The organism is Enterobacter sp. RCC_40 (genome assembly GCF_041360735.1).
Taxonomy (GTDB): Bacteria; Pseudomonadota; Gammaproteobacteria; order Enterobacterales; family Enterobacteriaceae; genus Enterobacter; species Enterobacter ludwigii.
The window spans coordinates 787,588-805,995 of the sequence record NZ_JBFUPR010000001.1; the positions used below are offsets into that span (position 1 = coordinate 787,588).

21 protein-coding genes and 1 pseudogene are annotated in these 18,408 nt (G+C 48.8%); 4 read left to right on the top strand and 18 right to left on the bottom strand.

Going from position 1 to position 18,408, the window contains the following annotated elements; genetic code table 11:
• Window positions 1–47: 47 nt before the first annotated feature.
• Both AB6731_RS03675 and AB6731_RS03680 read right to left on the bottom strand, forming a co-directional pair.
• Window positions 48–815 carry an alpha/beta fold hydrolase gene (locus AB6731_RS03675; RefSeq protein ID WP_020882412.1) on the bottom strand — a complete coding sequence of 256 codons (768 nt, stop codon included), beginning with the start codon at window positions 813–815 and terminating at the stop codon, window positions 48–50.
• A 75-nt stretch (window positions 816–890) separates the two neighbouring features.
• Window positions 891–1,712 carry an alpha/beta fold hydrolase gene (locus AB6731_RS03680; protein ID WP_047356786.1) on the bottom strand — a complete coding sequence of 274 codons (822 nt, stop codon included), beginning with the start codon at window positions 1,710–1,712 and terminating at the stop codon, window positions 891–893.
• A gap of 140 nt (window positions 1,713–1,852) precedes the next feature.
• On the opposite strand from AB6731_RS03680, the gene AB6731_RS03685 reads away from it, so the two are divergent.
• Window positions 1,853–2,332: a MarR family winged helix-turn-helix transcriptional regulator gene (locus tag AB6731_RS03685; protein ID WP_025203961.1), complete on the top strand. Its 480-nt coding sequence runs from the start codon at window positions 1,853–1,855 to the stop codon at window positions 2,330–2,332.
• A 181-nt stretch (window positions 2,333–2,513) separates the two neighbouring features.
• Here the strand turns inward: AB6731_RS03685 and AB6731_RS03690 are convergent, their stop codons facing one another.
• From AB6731_RS03690 to AB6731_RS03705, 4 genes are all read right to left on the bottom strand, one after another.
• On the bottom strand, window positions 2,514–3,662 hold the full coding sequence (locus AB6731_RS03690; RefSeq protein ID WP_040017661.1) for an MFS transporter: 1,149 nt from the start codon (window positions 3,660–3,662) through the stop codon (window positions 2,514–2,516).
• A 62-nt stretch (window positions 3,663–3,724) separates the two neighbouring features.
• A complete protein-coding gene (add, locus tag AB6731_RS03695) occupies window positions 3,725–4,708 on the bottom strand; it encodes an adenosine deaminase (RefSeq protein WP_040017659.1) in 984 nt (327 codons plus the stop codon).
• On the bottom strand, window positions 4,698–5,663 hold the full coding sequence (locus tag AB6731_RS03700; protein WP_371005897.1) for a nucleoside hydrolase: 966 nt from the start codon (window positions 5,661–5,663) through the stop codon (window positions 4,698–4,700). The genes add and AB6731_RS03700 overlap by 11 nt, the downstream gene beginning before the upstream one ends.
• A 304-nt stretch (window positions 5,664–5,967) precedes the next feature.
• Complete coding sequence (locus AB6731_RS03705) at window positions 5,968–6,633, bottom strand: Crp/Fnr family transcriptional regulator (RefSeq protein ID WP_371005898.1); 666 nt, start codon at window positions 6,631–6,633, stop codon at window positions 5,968–5,970.
• A 254-nt stretch (window positions 6,634–6,887) separates the two neighbouring features.
• Between AB6731_RS03705 and AB6731_RS03710 the strand changes: the two genes are divergently transcribed.
• A complete protein-coding gene (locus AB6731_RS03710; protein WP_025203966.1) occupies window positions 6,888–7,421 on the top strand; it encodes a hypothetical protein in 534 nt (177 codons plus the stop codon).
• Window positions 7,422–7,738: 317 nt separating this feature from the next.
• Here the strand turns inward: AB6731_RS03710 and AB6731_RS03715 are convergent, their stop codons facing one another.
• The gene (locus AB6731_RS03715; RefSeq protein WP_371006130.1) at window positions 7,739–8,344 is read right to left on the bottom strand and encodes a transporter; all 606 of its coding nucleotides are present in this window, start codon (window positions 8,342–8,344) and stop codon (window positions 7,739–7,741) included.
• 589 nt (window positions 8,345–8,933) lie between these two features.
• Here AB6731_RS03715 and cspA point away from each other — a divergent pair.
• A complete protein-coding gene (gene cspA / locus AB6731_RS03720; RefSeq protein WP_014170400.1) occupies window positions 8,934–9,146 on the top strand; it encodes an RNA chaperone/antiterminator CspA in 213 nt (70 codons plus the stop codon).
• Between the two features lie 168 nt (window positions 9,147–9,314).
• Here cspA and AB6731_RS03725 read toward each other — a convergent pair whose 3' ends face one another.
• The 4 genes and pseudogenes from AB6731_RS03725 to AB6731_RS03740 form a co-directional block, all read right to left on the bottom strand.
• On the bottom strand, window positions 9,315–10,229 hold the full coding sequence (locus tag AB6731_RS03725) for a mechanosensitive ion channel family protein (protein ID WP_223862528.1): 915 nt from the start codon (window positions 10,227–10,229) through the stop codon (window positions 9,315–9,317).
• Window positions 10,151–10,571 (bottom strand): annotated as a pseudogene (locus tag AB6731_RS03730) (hypothetical protein). Before AB6731_RS03730 ends, AB6731_RS03725 begins: the two are co-directional and overlap by 79 nt.
• A gap of 314 nt (window positions 10,572–10,885) precedes the next feature.
• Window positions 10,886–11,755 (bottom strand): aldo/keto reductase, encoded by an 870-nt coding sequence (locus AB6731_RS03735; protein ID WP_371005899.1) that lies wholly within the window; start codon window positions 11,753–11,755, stop codon window positions 10,886–10,888.
• A gap of 143 nt (window positions 11,756–11,898) precedes the next feature.
• Window positions 11,899–12,663: an SDR family NAD(P)-dependent oxidoreductase gene (locus tag AB6731_RS03740; protein WP_371005900.1), complete on the bottom strand. Its 765-nt coding sequence runs from the start codon at window positions 12,661–12,663 to the stop codon at window positions 11,899–11,901.
• Between the two features lie 264 nt (window positions 12,664–12,927).
• Here AB6731_RS03740 and AB6731_RS03745 point away from each other — a divergent pair, with 264 nt between their 5' ends.
• Window positions 12,928–13,827 carry a LysR family transcriptional regulator gene (locus AB6731_RS03745; protein ID WP_014170396.1) on the top strand — a complete coding sequence of 300 codons (900 nt, stop codon included), beginning with the start codon at window positions 12,928–12,930 and terminating at the stop codon, window positions 13,825–13,827.
• A 75-nt stretch (window positions 13,828–13,902) separates the two neighbouring features.
• On the opposite strand, the gene AB6731_RS03750 is transcribed toward AB6731_RS03745, so the two are convergent.
• The 7 genes from AB6731_RS03750 to AB6731_RS03780 form a co-directional block, all read right to left on the bottom strand.
• Window positions 13,903–14,694, bottom strand: coding sequence for a carboxymuconolactone decarboxylase family protein (locus tag AB6731_RS03750; protein WP_153852515.1), 792 nt, complete (start codon window positions 14,692–14,694; stop codon window positions 13,903–13,905).
• Window positions 14,694–15,191, bottom strand: coding sequence for a cupin domain-containing protein (locus tag AB6731_RS03755; RefSeq protein ID WP_371005901.1), 498 nt, complete (start codon window positions 15,189–15,191; stop codon window positions 14,694–14,696). The genes AB6731_RS03750 and AB6731_RS03755 overlap by 1 nt, the downstream gene beginning before the upstream one ends.
• 109 nt (window positions 15,192–15,300) lie before the next feature.
• Window positions 15,301–15,657 (bottom strand): cyclophilin-like fold protein, encoded by a 357-nt coding sequence (locus tag AB6731_RS03760; protein WP_032678298.1) that lies wholly within the window; start codon window positions 15,655–15,657, stop codon window positions 15,301–15,303.
• A 173-nt stretch (window positions 15,658–15,830) separates the two neighbouring features.
• Window positions 15,831–16,934: a flavin monoamine oxidase family protein gene (locus tag AB6731_RS03765; protein ID WP_371005902.1), complete on the bottom strand. Its 1,104-nt coding sequence runs from the start codon at window positions 16,932–16,934 to the stop codon at window positions 15,831–15,833.
• Window positions 16,931–17,614: a cupin domain-containing protein gene (locus tag AB6731_RS03770; protein ID WP_371005903.1), complete on the bottom strand. Its 684-nt coding sequence runs from the start codon at window positions 17,612–17,614 to the stop codon at window positions 16,931–16,933. Before AB6731_RS03770 ends, AB6731_RS03765 begins: the two co-directional genes overlap by 4 nt.
• Before the next feature lie 43 nt (window positions 17,615–17,657).
• Window positions 17,658–18,002, bottom strand: a complete 345-nt coding sequence (locus AB6731_RS03775; RefSeq protein WP_014170390.1) for a carboxymuconolactone decarboxylase family protein — start codon at window positions 18,000–18,002, stop codon at window positions 17,658–17,660.
• 38 nt (window positions 18,003–18,040) lie between these two features.
• The gene (locus AB6731_RS03780) at window positions 18,041–18,322 is read right to left on the bottom strand and encodes a hypothetical protein (protein WP_014170391.1); all 282 of its coding nucleotides are present in this window, start codon (window positions 18,320–18,322) and stop codon (window positions 18,041–18,043) included.
• Window positions 18,323–18,408 lie beyond the last annotated feature (86 nt).

The window sequence follows — 18,408 nt, forward strand, 5'->3', positions numbered from 1 at the left end:
CGGCCATCCCTCAGACGAGGGATGGCGTTCAGGGGGGAGAGCGATGTTTACTTCGCCGCTTCCTCAATAAGTGTGGCAACGTCCTGCGGATGAGAAACCATCACGACATGGGATGCGCCCTTGATCACCACGGTGTGTTTTGATCCCGCGCGTTCAGCCATGAATCGCAAACCCTGGGCGGGGATATTTTTGTCGCCGTCACCGTAAATGAAGTAAGAGGGCAGTTTTTTCCAGGCAGGTGCCCCTGACTTTTCAGTTAAAGCCGCTTCGGTAATCGGTCTTTGCCCTGCGGCCATCAGCGCCGCCTCTTTAGCTGAAACGTCATGTGCGAATTGCTGGTGGAACTTCGCCTGGTCGATGGAGAGATCGACGCTACCATCAGCCAGCTTCACCGGTGCGGCGAGCGCCTGGCCAAGCGTGCCGCCAGGGAATTTTCCGGCCAGGTCGGCCGCCGCTTCACCGGCATCCGGAGCAAATGCGGCGACATACACCAGCGATTTCACATTGTTTGTATCACGGGCCGCGTTCGTAATGACCTGGCCACCATAGGAATGGCCGACAAGGACGACCGGCCCCTTAATATTGTTCACCACGGAAGAGACGTAAGCCGCATCAGTCGAAACACTGCGCAGCGGATTCGCCGCAGCGACGACGTTATACCCGTCCTTTTGCAGGATTTGGGTAACGCCATTCCAGCTAGAAGAGTCGGCAAAGGCACCATGAACCAGGACAACAGTCGGCTTAGCGGTTTCTGCAATAGCGCTGGCAGACAGCAAAACGGTGGCAACGGCAAGGGAGGCAGCAAATTTGGACATGATCGTTCCTCTTTTCAATTCAGTTTAAAGGCTATGCGTATGATGGTTGCGGCCTGTCTGGAACAGGCCACCTTGTTAGCTGCGAATAAAGGCCAGTACGTCAGCGTTAAAGCGATCGGCTTCTGTCTCCGCCAGTCCATGTGAACCACCGGCATATATCGTCAGCGTCGCATTCGCGACGATCTCAGCGGCGCGGTGTGCAGATGCCTTAATGGGGACAATCTGGTCGTCGTCGCCATGAATAATCAGGGTAGGGCGATCAATCTGCTGCAGGTCGTGTGTGTAATCGACTTCAGAGAACTCATGGATGCAGTCATATTGCCCTTTAATACCGCCCTGCAGGCCGATTCTGCGGAAGTTTTCACGTAACCCGTCATTGGTGGGGACATGGTCACGGTTGAAGCCATAGAACGGAACCGTCAGGTCGAAGAAAAACTGTGAGCGGTTTTTGGCCGTGCCTTCGCGGATGGCATCAAACACCTCCATCGGGGTGCCGTCAGGATTGGCATCCGTCCGGAGCATCAGAGGAGGGACAGCGCCGACCAGAACGACTTTAGCCACACGTGAGGTACCATGACGACCGATATAATGTGCAACTTCGCCGCCCCCTGTTGAGTGACCCACTAAAATCAGATCCTTCAGATCCAGCGCCTCAATCAGCTCAGCGAGATCGTCCGCATACTGATCCATATTGTTGCCGTGGAAAGTCTGGTCCGAACGCCCGTGGCTGCGACGGTCGTGTGCGATGACCCGGAAACCCTTCTGGCTGAAAAACAGCATCTGCTGATCCCAGGCATCAGACGATAACGGCCATCCGTGAGCGAAGAGGATAGGCTGACCTGAACCCCAGTCTTTGTAGAAAATGCCTGTTCCGTCTGTGGTGGTGAAAGTTGTCATTTCGTTCTCCTGTCATGTGTTGTGCTATTAGTTTGTGTGCGACTTGTTTGTGTGCAAATGAATATGGCAGCCCTTTTTGCCTTTGTCAATCGCTTGCAATTAAATCGTATGCAAATTATTTTAGGGGGACTGGAGGACATATGACTAAACACACTACTTCCGAGGATTCCCTGCCCGATGTGCACGGTATGCTCTGTTTCTCTCTTTACTCAGCGGGACATGCTTTTACCCAGCTCTATCGTCCCATGCTCGATAAGCTTGGCCTGACCTATCCCCAGTATCTGGTGATGGTCACCTTGTGGAATCAGGATGGGCGAACAGTGAAGGAACTGAGTGGAATTCTTTTTCTTGAGTCCAGCACGCTGACCCCTTTACTGAAGCGTCTGGAGACTGCGGGGTTGATCACCCGGACACGCAATCCGAAGGATGAGCGCGAAGTGCTTATCCACCTAACGGAGAAGGGTGAGGCGCTGAAAAGCGAGACCAGCACTATCACGCGCTGTATCGTGGATACCCTTGGCATGGATGCCGACATCATTGCTGACATCAAAGCATCAGTTGATAAGATCCGTGACAAGATCCACCGTGCGCAGAAACCGGACGCCGATGACCTATCCTGATTGAGGCGGATTCGGGTTCCTGATAAGTGTACGTCTGGTGACTGACAAGACAGGTACCGGGGAGTTACTTTGCTTTAACTGCCGGGGTGGGCGGGTGCAATGTCCGCTGCGCCCCGAAGCGACTCTTCAACAGCGTTCATGCACTGCTGTAAAGAATATTGACTTACCCATTGTTGTTTATTCACTGGCGGTTCAGTTTTGGCAATAACACAAAAAGCAAAAATGACAGTAAGAACATGGCGGTGACTGACATGGCAAGAGGGGTGAGCCCACCCGTAATAAAATGTCCAGTTATGAGTGACCCCAGCGCAGTCGTTATGAAGGTGAGGAAAATCATAAGCGCAGATCCTCTGGCATCATTACTGCCTGCAGAAACGATACCCCTGTAGAAGGCGACGGGGCCCCTTAACCCCAGCGCAAAACCCATTGGCGTAAAGAGTATGGTCATAACAAAAGCCCGGCTTCCGTTCAGGAAACCATATCCCGATAGCGCGAAGGCGCTGAGCAATGCCATAAGCGTGCCGGCAAGAATTACTTTTTCATGGCTAAAACGTTCAGCCAACCCCGGAGAAATGTTGGCGGCGATGATGTAACCTCCTACGTTCAACATTTGCATAAGGATGAAGTCATTCAGGTTCCCGCCCATGGAAAGGATAATGACGCTTGGTGCTCCGAATACGAACGTTATCAGACCGCCAACGGCCAAAGCCTGGCTCAATGCATAGCGAAGATAAACAGCATTTTTCAATAATTGTACGTACGTTCCAGGCGTGTGCTGGCCTGGGTTTCGTTCTGGTCCCTTTGCAAACCTTATCATTACAGCTAAAGCCATCGTCAGTACGCCCAGAGAGATAAACGTGATTCTCCAGTTAAAGAACTGCAGGATAAGTGTACCTACTACAGGGGCTATCGCCGGAACTAATGCCTGTATGCTCCCTAACAATCCAATTGCCCGGGCTGCCTTCCGATGAGGAAACAAACCTCTAATAAATCCAGGGATGAAAACTGATGCTGCAGCAGAAGCCATCCCTTGTATAAATCGTAATATTAAAAGAAGTGTTATTTCTGGAGCATACGCGCAACCAAAAGAAGTTAGTGAAAATAAAAGTAGCGCAAAGAAGAGCATCCTGATTTTGCTGAAGCGATCGGCCAGGTTACCAAATAGTAATAAACCACAGGCATTACCTGCTACATATATGGAGAGTATCCTTTGTGATATCTCCGATGAGATATTAAAGACTGTAGCAAAAAGTGGAATAGCAGGCAAAACCATATCGGTGCCGGCGGCGGTAGACATCGCACAGAGTATTAGATACAAAAATGTGGTCATGTTATTTCATATTCGATGTTATGAGCGCTCATGCCTGTTGTTTAAATGTATGTCTGGGATTATCACCCCGTAAGATTGGCTTTGAGTTGTTTCTTCAGCGGTAGCGAGGCAAAACATGCGTCAATAGCATTGATATTGCAAACCAGAAATTCTTCTGTGTCCCATCCAAAAACATGATGTAATAGTTGATATTCTTTATCCAGTGAGGTGTTGGCAACGGTTCTGGCATCAGTATTAATGCTTAATGAAATGCCTTCACGAAAAAGCGCATTAACAGGGTGCTCTTCAATGGAAGGATAAATATTACAGACAATGTTACAACCCGGGCAAATCTCCAGATGGATATGCTCTTCAAGCAACCGATCTAGTGTCGCTCTGTCAGCAATGCTTCTGACGCCATGTCCGATGCGAGAAACTTTCAGTTTATTAAGCGTTTCATTTACGCTGACGAAATCCTTAGCCTCTCCTGCATGTGCGATACAGTTGCCTCCATGCTGGCGTACATAATTAAACGCCTCAACATGGTTATCCAGCGGGTAGCGGGCTTCATCAGCTGCAAGGTCAAGCGCGACAACCCCATAATGCAGGTATTTTGTCACCAGTCTTGCCGTCTCAAGGCTCTGTTCTGCCGTAAAATGACGCAGTGTACATAATATTAAATTGGCTTTGATATCAAAAATATGGCTATTTATCTGCATGGCATCCAGGACGGTTTCAATGACCTCTTCAGCCGTAAGATATTGATTAAGATGTAAGAGTGGCGCAAAGCGTAACTCAGCATAAATTACCCCATCAGCATGGAGTTGATCAAACATGTCTTCGACGGCCTGACGTAATGCAGTGTGGGTTTGTAATAAGCTCAGCTGCGGAGAAATTCTTCTTAAAAAATCTCCCAGGTCAGTACATTGACTCGGTGCGATAAAATTCGACTGAAATACTTTAAGATTCAGTGCAGGCATCAGCATTTTTGCGCAATGATAGCTAATACACGTATCCAAATGAACGTGAAGCTCAATTTTCGGAATCCTTCGGGAATTAAAATGCATCTAAAGTTCCTCTATACATCATTGCGGAGTCTGCGAGTAACGAGAATAATTTCTCTTTGAACATACCACTTTTTATTTTAAGTATAATTCTGGCATTAGGTGCTTTCCCTGTAAGGTTTGTCGCATCGATAACATAATGTCCATACGATGACTCACATTTGTACTCCACCCAGGAATAACGGGAAAACGCCTCCTCAACAATATCAGGAAAAAGCGCTACTGCCATGGTGGTGGGGTCTGGCAAATCAAAACCCTTGCGTACCGTTCGGCCTGCATTAAACTCCATCAAGGATTTGTTGCATCTTACGGCGAACTGACCCAAGGGGCTCAGTTGATTGAGGTATGCTATATCATCTTCATTAATGAAAGCTTCTCCCATGCCTATTTCCCACCCAACGACTGTCATAGGGAGCCCTGATTGCATCACTATATTAGCGGCTTCCGCATCAACAAAAAAATTGAACTCAGCCAGAGGCGTGATATTTCCCGAAGTAAGGCCGGCACCGCCCATGATATAAACATGTTTAATTTTTTTCGCAAGCGGTGGTTCCTTCAGTACTGCCATTGCCAGATTAGTCAGAGGTCCCAGGGTAACGATCTCAAGTTCACCTTTGAATTTTTCTGCATAAAGAAGAATCGCATCTACCGCATGAAGTGATTCCGACTTTAGGGTGGTGGGGGGATTTTCCATATTACCCATACCATCTTTGCCATGAATATGGTGAGAAGTGAAGTGGGTTTTAAAAAGCGGCTTTGTCATTCCGGAAAATACAGGAGGAGCATATGTTCCGGCTTTTTCAATACTCACTAATGCGTTTTGAACACACTGTTCGATCTCACAGTTACCAACGACTACTGTTATTGCTTCAACCCTAACGGTACGCTCTCTGAGTGCCATCACAATAGCGACTGCGTCATCAGAAGCGGTATCAGTATCAATAAGTAATTTTCTCATAGTATTTCTCTCAGTAAGGAAGCTTGTCACGAGATAAGATGACGAACAATGCATCCAAAAAAAAGGACATCTATCTCTTTTTAGTGGACATGCCAGTCGGTCTCGCTTCAATAACGATTAGTATTCTGAGCGCTAACTTCGCTAAGATATTTGTGAAAAAATCGCGCGCCATAGTTTTTATATATGGTTAGTGCTTTTATAAAATAAAAAAATTGTGATTAAAAAAGGCTTCATATAAATGAACCATCTTCCGATGGCGTTGAAAGCGGCTGTGGTAGAATGTGGTGCGAAGGTTATTTGCAGATTACTCTGGCTTTAATGATTCACTGTCTTTCACTATAATCGTTTTATTCTTGAGTTCTATGATTTGATTTTCTTGTAACTCTGCTAAAACTCGATTGAGATGTCTCACCGAAATGGAAAGAAATGATGCGACCAATTCTCTTCGCTCAAGCCTGATAACGGAACCATGTTTATTATATTCATTCATGAGGTAATTTGACACTCTCTGTAATGAACTTAAACACATAGTGGTTTTTAATTGAGAAGAGATGAATAATTTATTTGCAAGTTGTTGGCAAAGAAAACGAAGAAAAACTGGCTCATTTAATCCAATAGTATTTATATAGTTAAGTGAAAAATAAACTATCGTTGACGTCTTAAGGATCTTTACTGTACTCAGATTTCTGCTGGTGCTATCATGTTGGAAAATTTCAATGGCACCAATCACAGAGAGAGGTTCTTCTATACAAAAAGTAATATCTTTACCATCTTTAGATAAATGCTCTATTTGTACCTTACCTTTAATTAAACAGTAAACTCCCGATGGGGAATCTCCTTGGTGGAGTAAAATCTCTCCCTTATTAAAAATCAGTAATTTAGCTCTGCTGAGTATGTCATCTGGTAAAATGAATTTAAGTTTAGAGTTCAGAATGTCAGAATGTGATAAATCTATTTGTAATGATTTCATAAAGGTGACTCAACGCTTTGTTTGTGAATTATTATAGATTGCGCATGAAATAATCTCAAGTCATATGCCTGGCATCCCTAGGTTAACCTGTCAGCGATGATATTTCTGGCGCATCTATACCATTTTCTCAAATCGTCATCAATTCTTATAATAAAACTCCTTTCGAAAAAAGGACATGCGTCCTTTTTTTTCGATAAAGCGTTTTTTATACTCCAGGTAAATGGTCTGAGAGTTATTTTATTTGGGGCGGTTTTATGCATTCAGCAACCACTATCGTTACTTTTAGCGGCAAGAAAATTGATTTTCTTAATCTCAGTATAAATGATATAGATATAATTGATATCGCTAAGGGCTTGTCAAATGAATGCCGTTTTGGTGGGCAATGCGAAAGTTTCTATTCAGTGGCTCAGCATTCCGTTCTGGTAAGTTATTTAACGCCAGTGCATTTGGCTCTGGAAGGGCTTCTTCATGATGCCACCGAGGCTTACATAAAAGATTTCCCTTCTCCTTTAAAAAAATGTATGCCGCAGTATATAAACCTTGAGAAAGAAATTGAGTCATTGATCAGAGTGAAATTTAATATTTCCTCCTGTAAAGCCTCAGAAGTTAAGCATGCTGATCGGATCATGCTCGCTACTGAAGCGAGGGACCTGGGTATGGAAAAGGTATTAGACTATCCTTCCCTGCGAGATATATCACCATCGGTTATAATTAAAGTCGTTCCGATGCTACCGAAAGCTGCATTTAGTGCATTTCTTGAGAGATTCGCCGAATTAATAGAGCGTTAAGATGTTAGTCTGCGAATTCACATATAATCACGTGAATTTTTGCTGCGAGGGAGATTGACTTCACCATTAAAAATCTGAAGAAGAGATTTTTGATGTTGTTTTTTTATCTTCATCTGTTCAACGACTATTGATTCTTTTTCACTTTATAAGGGCATTACCTGAACACGGAGCACGCGGATGGCGTTAAGAGAGATGTAACGTATTATATTGGGCGCTACAACGTTTGCTTTTGAGAATAGAAGTCCGCTCTCCCTGTGGCGTTCAACTCATCGTCACAGGAAGATTGGCGTGTTTATCGTGCTCTCTAAATACCAGAATCATTTCTGGCGGGGGAGCGACCGGAAAGAGCAGTAGTACCCTACAGATGCTATAAGGCAGAGCATATACCCGAATGATTCGCTGCCTTCCTCCACGACATTTTTGACCACCCTGACGTAGCTTTGATCAAGTATCGCGTACCACAATCCGTGCATTCCAAACAGCCGGGAGAAGACCAGGACTGCCAACAGACCACTGAGCATCACGCCGTACCACGGGGTACGGGTATAGTCTGCCAGTTGCGTAAGGGTAAGACGATAATGGATAACGGGATAAAGCAAAGCACAAACGGCGGAAAGCAGTGCAAACCATACCCAACTTCCGTGAGCCAGAAGATCAAAAAATGCATCCAGTTCTCGAATCAGCATGGAGAGGAAAAAGCCGCCAATCAGGATGTTGCAATAGCGCATGAATGCCCATTTCTTCGCCAGCAGGAAGTGTATAAATACGATGCCCCCTAAAACTGTTTCCTGCACAATTTCGGTCAGCGATATCTCCGGTATATCCAGATTAAATAAATAGATATCCGCCCACAGGCAAAGCACGGGCACAGTGCAGGCTGCTGACGCGAAAAGAAAGAAGAAAAAGCTTTTGAGCACAGACATTAACACCACCACTTTCATTCAAAATACCTATGATAAGTGGCTTCGAGCGTAAATCTATTTCACTTTGTGCGCTATAGGCATGAATTTTAAGCATTTTGAGCTACTTAGCGCGGGCGCATTAACTTTCCACCTCAGACTTCAGCCTTGCATCAGAAATCCAGATGGAAAGTCGGCTTAGCGATGTAATCCCATGCCACACGAGTTCAGCCTCTGGTTGAGCAGTCACGCGCATACGATGACCCATCGTCAGACGGGTATCCACACTCAAAAGAGGCGGTATGCTTTAGCTAAACAGGGCGTGAATACGCTGTTCCAGCGCCTTAATTTTCATAGCCATTCAGCCGTCCGGGTGTTTAAGTGGTTATAATAAAAAATAAAAACTTTGCTTAAAAATTTTTTCTGTGCCTAAATAGCGTCATCGGTTTGGAATACAGACCTTATTAAAGCAGTTTAGTAAAGCAGTCCTCAGTTCAGGTGTTATCAATAGATACTCTTCTTCGTGAGCCTCCTCCTAAGTGCCAAATAAGTTACTCTCTAAATACAGGCCATCATCGCCGCGCTTAGTGGCTCAAAAAATAAGGAATTATCTATGTCTAATAAAATGACTGGTTTAGTAAAATGGTTTAACTCTGATAAAGGTTTTGGCTTTATCACTCCTGACGACGGCAGCAAAGATGTATTCGTACATTTCTCTGCTATTCAGAGCGACAGCTACAAATCTCTTGATGAAGGCCAGAAAGTGTCCTTCACCATTGAAAATGGCGCTAAAGGCCCAGCAGCGGGTAACGTTTCTCCGCTGTAAGTCGCGCACATTGTCGGTGAGCCTTACGATAGCGATGAAGACGCGAGTCTGAGCAGTTAAGCTTCACCGATAATAAAAAAAACCCGCCGAGTGCGGGTTTTTTTTATGGCTTCAGGATGATGATAGGCTGTCTATTATTCCGTTTTACCGGCCTGTTTTCAAAAAAGCTTAACCTTCACCTGGAGGTGGGGTGCGGTCCCGAAGGCTGTGTTCCTGAGATAAACGCCAGAAATCATGTCCTGCCGGATACTGATATAAGCGGAGCGAGAATTGACCGGCGACAGCCGTGATGTATTCAAATATCGCTGACTGAGTATTTTCATACTCCATCCACAGTACGGAAGAGGTAAAGCAATAAATTTCCAGGGGAATACCCGACGGCGTAGGCTTCAGCGTTCTCACCACAATATACATATCTTTGATAATATCAGGCCGATCGGCGAGCCAGGCCATCAGGTAGTGCCGAAAGAGCGTTAAATTTGTCAGGCCATTATCCATAAACCAACTGTCCGGTATGCCCATGGGATCACGCCCGTCGATGAGTTTTGCCAGCGGTTCATTCGTGCCGCGCAGGGCCAGCATCGGGGCCAGCGTTTCCTGCGTCAGAAATGTAACGGAGTGCTGATCGATCGTGGTGCTGCGCATAATCCGGCGCGCGCCTGACGAAAACATGGCCTGCCAGTTGGTATACGTTTCGGTCAGAAAGTTTTTGGTCGGGATACGCGAGATCGTGTTATCCCAGTTACGGATAGTAATGGTGTGCAGCGCAATGTCGGTCACTTCGCCACTCAGGTTTTTATCGGGCATTTCAATCCAGTCCCCCAACTGCAGGACGTCATTTGACGAAAGCTGGATATTGGCAACGAGCGAAAGCAGGGTATGCTGAAAGACTAACATCAGCACGGCCGCCACGGCCCCGAGGCTGGAAATAATAATCGCGGGGGATTTATTCGACATGACGGCAAGGATCATGATCGCGGCGATGACGTGAATAAATATTTTCCCTATCTGGATATAGCCTTTGATAGAGTGATTTTTACGCTTCGTCTTGCGTAAATATGAGCTGTTGACAATATCCAGCATCTCATTGAAGAAAACCGACAGAAAAATAAAGAATAGAATCCCACAAATGGTATTTATTGCCGTCACCAGCGATGCAGGCATATTGGGCATAAACTGCAGGACGTAATAAACGATAATAACCGGAATGAAATTCGACAGCTTTTCGGCTATGCGACGATCTTTTTCCAGCGGGACATCCTGTTTATGGCTGGCAAAGAAGACCTTACGAACGATTTTTATGAGCAGGAATTTGCACATCAGGTGCGCAAAAAAACCTGAAATGACCAACAGAATAAGATTAAATCCAATGGCCAGAGCCGGATTGCTTTCTATAAATGTTAATAAATAATCCAAGTACACCATCGCTTATCGCCTGAATAAGTATGCCATTTTGTATTAACCTTATTCAAAAGATAAATACAAAGATTTAACCAAATCATATAATGGCATATCCGGTACAGACAAGTCCACGGCCTGAATCCTAAGTCGCACAGACCTATTTTGTTTCGGTCGGTAACTTTATTTCCAGAACCGTTCCAGGCAATAAAAGCAGACGATGCCCACCTTCAGCATCTGGATCGCTAAAACATATATCCTCTCCCTGTTCGGTACCGAAGCAGGGAGAGGGGCGTAACATTCTCTGCAGAAGTGGAAGAGGGTGGCACGCCGCGTCGCGCTTAGTCGTGGATTTTTACACCCAGACACCCGCGAACAAACTCAGGGTTAAAGTGTTTAACCGCATCGCCAACATAGCCTAAGTCGAGCGAACTGATTTGCGCCATTTCGGCATCAGTCAGAGAGAAGTCCCAGATAGCCAGGTTCTCTTCAATCCGGTTCTGGTGCGTGGATTTAGGAATGACGGTAACGCCACGTTGCACATTCCAGCGCAGAATGATCTGAGCGATGGTTTTTTGATGCGCTTCGGCAATCCCCTTGAGCATTTCATTTTCGTACGGTTTGTGCCTTCCGCCGCCAAGTGGTGCCCAGGCTTCTGGCTGAACGTTGTAATATTTCATGGTCTCGAGCGCGTCAGATTGCGCAAAGTAAGGGTGTAATTCCACCTGATTTACCATGGGCTTAATTCTGACCGTTTCACAGAAGTTGGTGAGCACGTGGGCGTAGAAATTAGACACGCCAATCGCTTTTAGCTTTCCGGCATCATACGCATCTTCCAAAGCCCGCCACGCGCTGAAATAATCGCGCATTGCCTGATGCAATAAGTAGAGATCGAAATAGTCTAACCCCGATTTTTTTAACGAGGCCTCAATACCGGCATTGGCGGTCTCGTAGCTTGCCATGTCCTGCACCCACAGCTTAGAGGTAATAAATAACTCCTCGCGGGTACACAGACCTTCAGCGATGGCTTCACGAACGGCATCGCCCACGGCGTCTTCATTGCCGTACACTGCTGCGGTATCAATGAGGCGATAGCCTGTACGAATGGCGCTCAGCACTGACTGTTTACATTCTTCTTTATCGGTGACCTGAAAAACACCAAAACCCGCCATCGGCATTCTGAGGTTGTTGCTTAATACTGTATATTCCACTGAAGAGTCCCTCCACCCTGTTTAGACACCATTCAAAAGTATAAACAGAACCACGACGAACCCGTGGTAATCGTCTTTATTCTTTCAAATCGCTGAATACACTGGTCTACACCCTGTCGGGAATAAACCAGAATGACATCTGATTACTGAACCGTATAACCGCCATCAATTGCCAGAGCCTGTCCGGTGACGAAGCTGGCATCGGAACTGCACAACCATAAGACGGCGCGCGCGATCTCTTCGGGCTCGCCCAGGCGACCAATCGGCTGCAGTTTCATGAACTCGGCCATTGCGTCAGGCTCGCTGTTCAGCATATTTTCGACCATTGGCGTGCGGATAATGCCGGGACAAACGGCGTTGATTTGTATTCCACGTGCGGCATATTCCAGCGCTGCGCTTTTGGTCAGCCCGAGGACGCCATGCTTTGTCGCATGATAAACGCCGCGCCCGGCAATGCCGACCAGCCCGCCCAGAGACGAACAGTTAACGATAGCGCCACTTTTCTGACGGCGCATTTGTTGCAGCTCATATTTCATGCAGTTCCAGATACCCCGCAGGTTAATCGCGTTGACGCGATCAAACTCTTCGCCGCTGGCATCTGCGGTTTCTGCAATGGGGCTCTGAATACCGGCGTTGTTATAGGCGGCGTCGAGCTGACCAAACGCCTGTACTGCGTTCTCAATCATGCGTCTGACCTGCTCTTCGTCAGTCACGTCGCAGACAACGGGTTTCACGGTATACCCTTCAGCCAGTAGCGCATCCGCTTCGCGAGATAACGCATCCTCGCGAATATCCGCCATCACCACCGTTGCGCCAGATTCGCAAAATGCCCTGACGGTCGCGAGCCCCATACCGGAAGCCGCGCCGGTGACCAGCGCCACCTTGCCACTAAAATCATACTTAACCATTTGATACCTCTTACCGTGGAATCACGTGCAATGCAGACGTCTCACGTTGTGTAAAAGTATTCTGCGGGAAATGTGATGTTGTTAAAACTGACTAAATCAAAATGCAGTAATGAGGAATTTTCATAAATTAGATAGACTGCTTCTCGTACAGCGCAGGCGGCCGTCATTTATAATGAACGCCATACCGCCAGAACGCTTTTCGTCTGAAGAGACAGTGTATTGGGATGAATCAGCCACCCATTTTCCGGATATCAGAGGCCCAGATTGGCACGAGAAAATCTTAATGACTTAATGGCTTTTATTGCCGTTGCGCGCGAAAAAAGCTTCACCAAAGCTGCGGCCCAATTAGGCGTATCGCAGTCAGCCCTGAGCCATACTATGCGTACCCTCGAATCTCGTCTGGGGATGAAATTGCTGACTCGCACCACGCGCAGTATTGCGTTAACCGATATTGGTCAGTCCATGCTGGATGACCTGGGGCCTTACATCGATGGTATTCAGGGTCGTTTGCAGTCCCTGAAAGATCTCAACAGCAAACCCGCGGGTACGGTGCGTATATCAACATCAGATTATGCTATCGGGTCTGTTATCTGGCCGAAGCTGGAACCGCTGCTTAAAGAATATCCTGACATTAGTCTGGAGCTGATTGATGACTATGCCTTGACGGATATTGTTTCCGGGCGGTTTGATGCAGGAACCCGTCTGGGGGAACAGATCTCCAACGGCATGATTTCCGTGCGTATTGGCCCGGATGTCCGTTTTGCCGTGGTCGGCTCACCTGATTATTTTTCCCGCAATCCTCAGCCGCAGCACCCTAACGATCTGATTGATTACAACTGCATCAACCTGCGGTTTCCTACGCATGGCAATTTATACGTCTGGGAATTTGAAAAAGAGGGTAAAAGCCTGAACGTGAAAGTCACTGGCCAGCTGGTCTTTAGCCGGATCTATCAGTGCCTTCAGGCTGCAGTGGAAGGGTACGGCCTGGCGCATGTTCCGCGTGATATCGCAGAAAAGCATATCGCCCGTGGGGAGCTTATTAGCGTGCTCGACGACTGGTGTCCCTACTGGGATGGCTATTATATTTACTATCCCGAGAACCGAAATCTATCGAAAGCATTCCAGCTGGTGGTCGACGCGCTACGCCATTACAAACATCCCTGAAGAGAGACGTTTGTCAGCAACGCAAAGCCAGGCCCCTCATCCGGTGCCTGGCGTTTACAGTTGCGTGGCTAAATGTCAGGCATTATCCCTGCCGGCAAACACCTCTTTAAAGACCGGCATCGCCGAGAAAACATTGGGCCAGCCCGCAACAAAGGCCAGTTGCGTCAGGACTTCGGACGCCTGGGGCCGGGTTAAACCATTGTCCATGGCGCGGTTGAGATGGTAAGGAACCTGGGCCACCTGGCCGGCAGTGACCAACGCGCTGACGGTGATCAGACTTCTGTCCCGAGGCGCCAGTCCGGGCCTGAGCCACAGGTTCTGGAATAGCGCGTCGGTCGTGTATTTCACTACGCCCGGCGAGACCTTGCCAAAGTTTGATTCAACCAGCGTGGCACGCTTGTTTTCCGACTCTTCATCCAGCGGCAGGAAATCCACCTTTCCGCCTGGCAAGGAAGCGGTATCGATATGGCGTTGAGCAAACAGCTGACGCGCGATCAGCGCCGCAGAGGTGGCGTTCGGCCAGCCGGCGTAAAAAGCCAGGTGGGTGATTGTCTCTGAGATTTCCGCAGGTTTTACGCCGCTGTCCAGCGCCACGTTGAGGTAGTGGGGAAGTTCCGCCGTATCATTGCGGCTGATCAGCGCTGCAACCGTCACCAGGCTTCGATCGCGTCGCGACAGTTCCGGGCGATTCCAGAGATCTTTTTCAATAAACTGTTCTGAATAGGCAGCCATTGCTGGCGCGACCTGGGTTACAGCGTCCCGTGAGTCTTCCGGTTTCATTGTCGAACTCCTGTTTTGAGTAGTCTGGGAGACACATCCGTTAATCAATAAGAGTGAAACGATAAGCAGGGCGGTTCTGTTCAGCATTAATGCCCTCCCGCCTGCAGGTACTGCGCATCGCTGACTTTTTCAAGCCAGTTCACGTTTTGCCCCTGCTCATTCGATTCCTGAATGGCCATATGCACCATCGTGGTTTTATCCGTTGCGCCGTGCCAGTGTTTAACCCCTGGCGGGCATTGAATGACATCCCCGGCGTGCACGGTTTTTCGCCCCTGCCCCCACTCCTGCACCCAGCCCGTCCCGGACGTGACCACCAGTGTTTGCCCAAGCGGATGGGTATGCCAGTCGGAACGTGCGCCGGGCACGAAGGTGACATACGCGGCGCCTGTTCTTTGCGGGGCGACAGGTGAGAAGAGGGGGTCAATGTAAGCACGTCCGGTAAAGTGATCAGCGGGTTCGGCAACCGTCGCGCGACTGCCCGTTTCAGACACGGTCATTTGAGCTGAAGGGGTGGTTTCGCTGTGTGCGGACATACCGGCAAATACCAATAGTGATGCTGCTACAGAGGTGAAACGGATCATCATACTCTCCTGTTGTGAATGAAACGGCAAACCCGGTACCGGGAAAAAGAGAAGGGGATAAATGTGTTGTGATGAGATTTGCCGGCTGTGCCGGAAATACATATTCGGGCGTCTACTTATCCGTCAGTAGCTCAAATCGGGCAGTATATTCAGCAGGTGATACGGGCAAGGCATCCGGTTCGTCTAATTGCCCCAGCGTAATTAATCCCGACGCATATCCGTGTGCTTTATAGAAAATCGCCAGATTTCCCCACGGGGCATATAGCGTGATATCACCCTTAGCGGCCGCGGTACCCGCAGGTGCGCCGGCCGTGGACAGGCGGCGAGGAAGATCGCTGATTTTCTCTTCCCCGGCATAATCTTTCAGCTGCAGCGTAAGGGGCAACAGTGCGATAAAGTCACGACTGGTTTGGCTGCTATTTAACGTTGCGGTCAGCGTCTTGTCGTTGAGTATAATTTTTATCTTCATCGGGTTTTCCTGTATGAGTTCGTTGCGCCAGCCGGCATTCGTCTGCAGTCATTGGCAACTATTCTTAACAGAAATAAACCGCGTGTTAATAGGCGTTATCAGAATAGAAAAATGAATAAATTTCATTAATCCGGTCCGGGAAGCAAAATGTTTGTTATCGGCAGATACAGGCCTCAGGGTCTGGCAACGTGGCGTAACCAGTGCCCAACGCCTTCAGCAGCAGCGTCAATTGCGCCGGCCAGATAACCCGAAAATTGCGGTGACCATTCGCTGGCAATCCCGGTTAATTTATCAGCCCATTCTTCCTGCGCCGGAACCTGTTGAGGCTGTGCGTGCCCGACGTCCTGCTGCAGGTCAAATTCTGTCGTCGTAAACGGATCGGCGGCCCAGTCTTTTATCCACTCGGCTTCAGGCTCTGCCGCGTCTTCTCCGAAGAGTCGCACCAGTTGCTCCCGGCACAGTCGCTTGAGTTCGGCCTCGCTCACCGTCCATCGCGATTTTGCCGGTACGCCAATAAAACCAAAGATAGCCGTTTTGCCGGTATCGGGCTCTGACACATCGTGAATTTCAACCATCGGACCCACACGGCTGCTTACATCACCGGAGAGATGCTGTGCCTGCAAAAAGTCGGTCTGGTACAGGGCGACATATTTTGCGTGAGGCGCCATCCAGGTCGGCGTTTTACGCCACTGTGAAAGTACTTGCTCCGGCAATGCCGGCTCGAACGTCATTTTTGCTGCCAGCGCGGGAGGCAGGGCGAGGAAAACGTGTTCACCGGTGAAAAGTGAGCCTTCGCCCGTTTCGGACTGCGTCGCGACCTGCATACCCTCGCCGAGACGGGAAATGGAAACCACCTGATGATCTGACTTAATCTTCTGCGCCGGGATCTGGCGTGTTAATGCGCTCGTCAGCGCCTGCATTCCACCCTGAAGCCTGAACGACTCCGGTGATGTCACATAGGCAGGATAACGTTGCGCAGGGGACGTCGTCTGGCGTTCATAAAGCATATCCCCTGGTCGCCCCTGAGGGAGAGGCGTTAATCCAAGTTGATGAACCAGGTGTGCGAAGTCAGGCTGAATTTCCGGCCAGAACCAGGTCGCACCCATGTCCACATGAACCCCATCAGGCGTGTTTGCTAACACCTGACCTGAAAGTACGCGACCGCCGGTTCTTTTCCTCGCTTCCAGTATCACGTAATCCACTCCCGCTTTTTCAAGCAGTGTGCCCGCATACAGGCCGCTGACACCCGCACCAATGATAATAACGCTGCCTTTCATGGTATCGCTCCGGTCAGTGTGGTCGGGCTGAGATGTCCCGTTTTAAGATAAAAAAGTGCCCCAGAGGCGGCGGCCGTCAGCGCCGGCAAATCGCCTTCAGGAAATCTGAGCCAGCTTCCTTTCAGGTAACGACCTTCCGGTGCGCTGATTTCCCCTTCGAGAAGCAGGAGCTCGGCTCCTCCGGCGAGCGGAGCGCAGAAGAGTCGTTCACCCGGTGCGATCCGCTGAAGCTGGGTGGTTTCCGCTACGCTTGCGAACAGGGGACAAATGAGTCTGTGCGGCTGGCCGTGCCAGCGACTCGCCTCGTTGGTATTGATCCTGACCGGTTCCTGTTCTTCGGCGGCGAACTGGCGCAGCTTAACGAACAGGGTGGTGCCGTCACGACTGGACGGTCGATGCGACGAGCCGTCCGGGCTGCGCAGATACCAGCCAGCCGGATAATCGGTTCCGTTTTCCGTAAAGGTACCGCTCAGCACCAGAATCTCTTCTCCGCCGGGGTGGGTGTGCTCAGGAAACACAGAATCAGGAGCATACCTGACAAGGCTGGTTGCGCGGGCCTGCTCGTGGCCAATGCGATCAAGCATGACGCGCTCCACACCAGGTTGCGGGGAAGGCACCCAGCGGTAGTCATCAGGAGTAATGATGGCTCGCAGTGAAAAATCAGAATTCAGTAACATCATAGTCAGTCATTAAACGGCACCGCAGGCGGTGCCGTATGCAGGTTTATTTTGTTGGCAGGTTGTCAAAAACATCCAGAGCCCGGGCGGTATAGGTTAACGCAGCACCGGCGTTCAGACTGATGGCAACGGAAAGCGCTTCAGCTATCTCTTCACGCGTTGCGCCTTTCTTAACCGCAGCTTCCACATGTACCGCCAGGCAACCATCACAGCGAGTGGTAACGGCAACAGCCAGCGCAATCAGTTCGTGGGTCTTGGGATCAAGGTGCTGATTTTCAGAAGCCCCTTTATCCATCTGCTGTAAGCCTTTCATAAATTCAGGCTGCAGTCTGGCAAATTTCCCGACGGTGGCCAGCAGGCTGGTGCGATATTCATTCCAGTTTAAAAACATTCATAGCTCCGGTACGTGTAGGTTTCAGAAAATGCCCGTTACAGGACGTCGTAAATGCGGATTTCAGGCGCGCTGTTCAGATACGGTTTCAGTGCTTCAACGACGTCCTGGGTGAAAAGCGGACTGCTGAGATACGCCTGTGCCTGGGACACGGTTTTAAATCCGTGCAGGACCTGTACGTCCTCGTCACGAACAAGCAGTTCTTTAGAGGTGGCACCGTCGATGGTGGTCAGGAACGGGGTTTTGTATTGCTGGTAGACCCCGGCGGCTGCCGCACGGTTTTCATTACTGATATCAAGGCTGATTTGCAGATAAGCCATCGTTCTCTCCTTCGCTCAGGGTTAAGGCAAGGCGGCCGGATAAGGTACCGGCCTGCTTTACCGTTCGTTGAGGGCGATTATGAGAA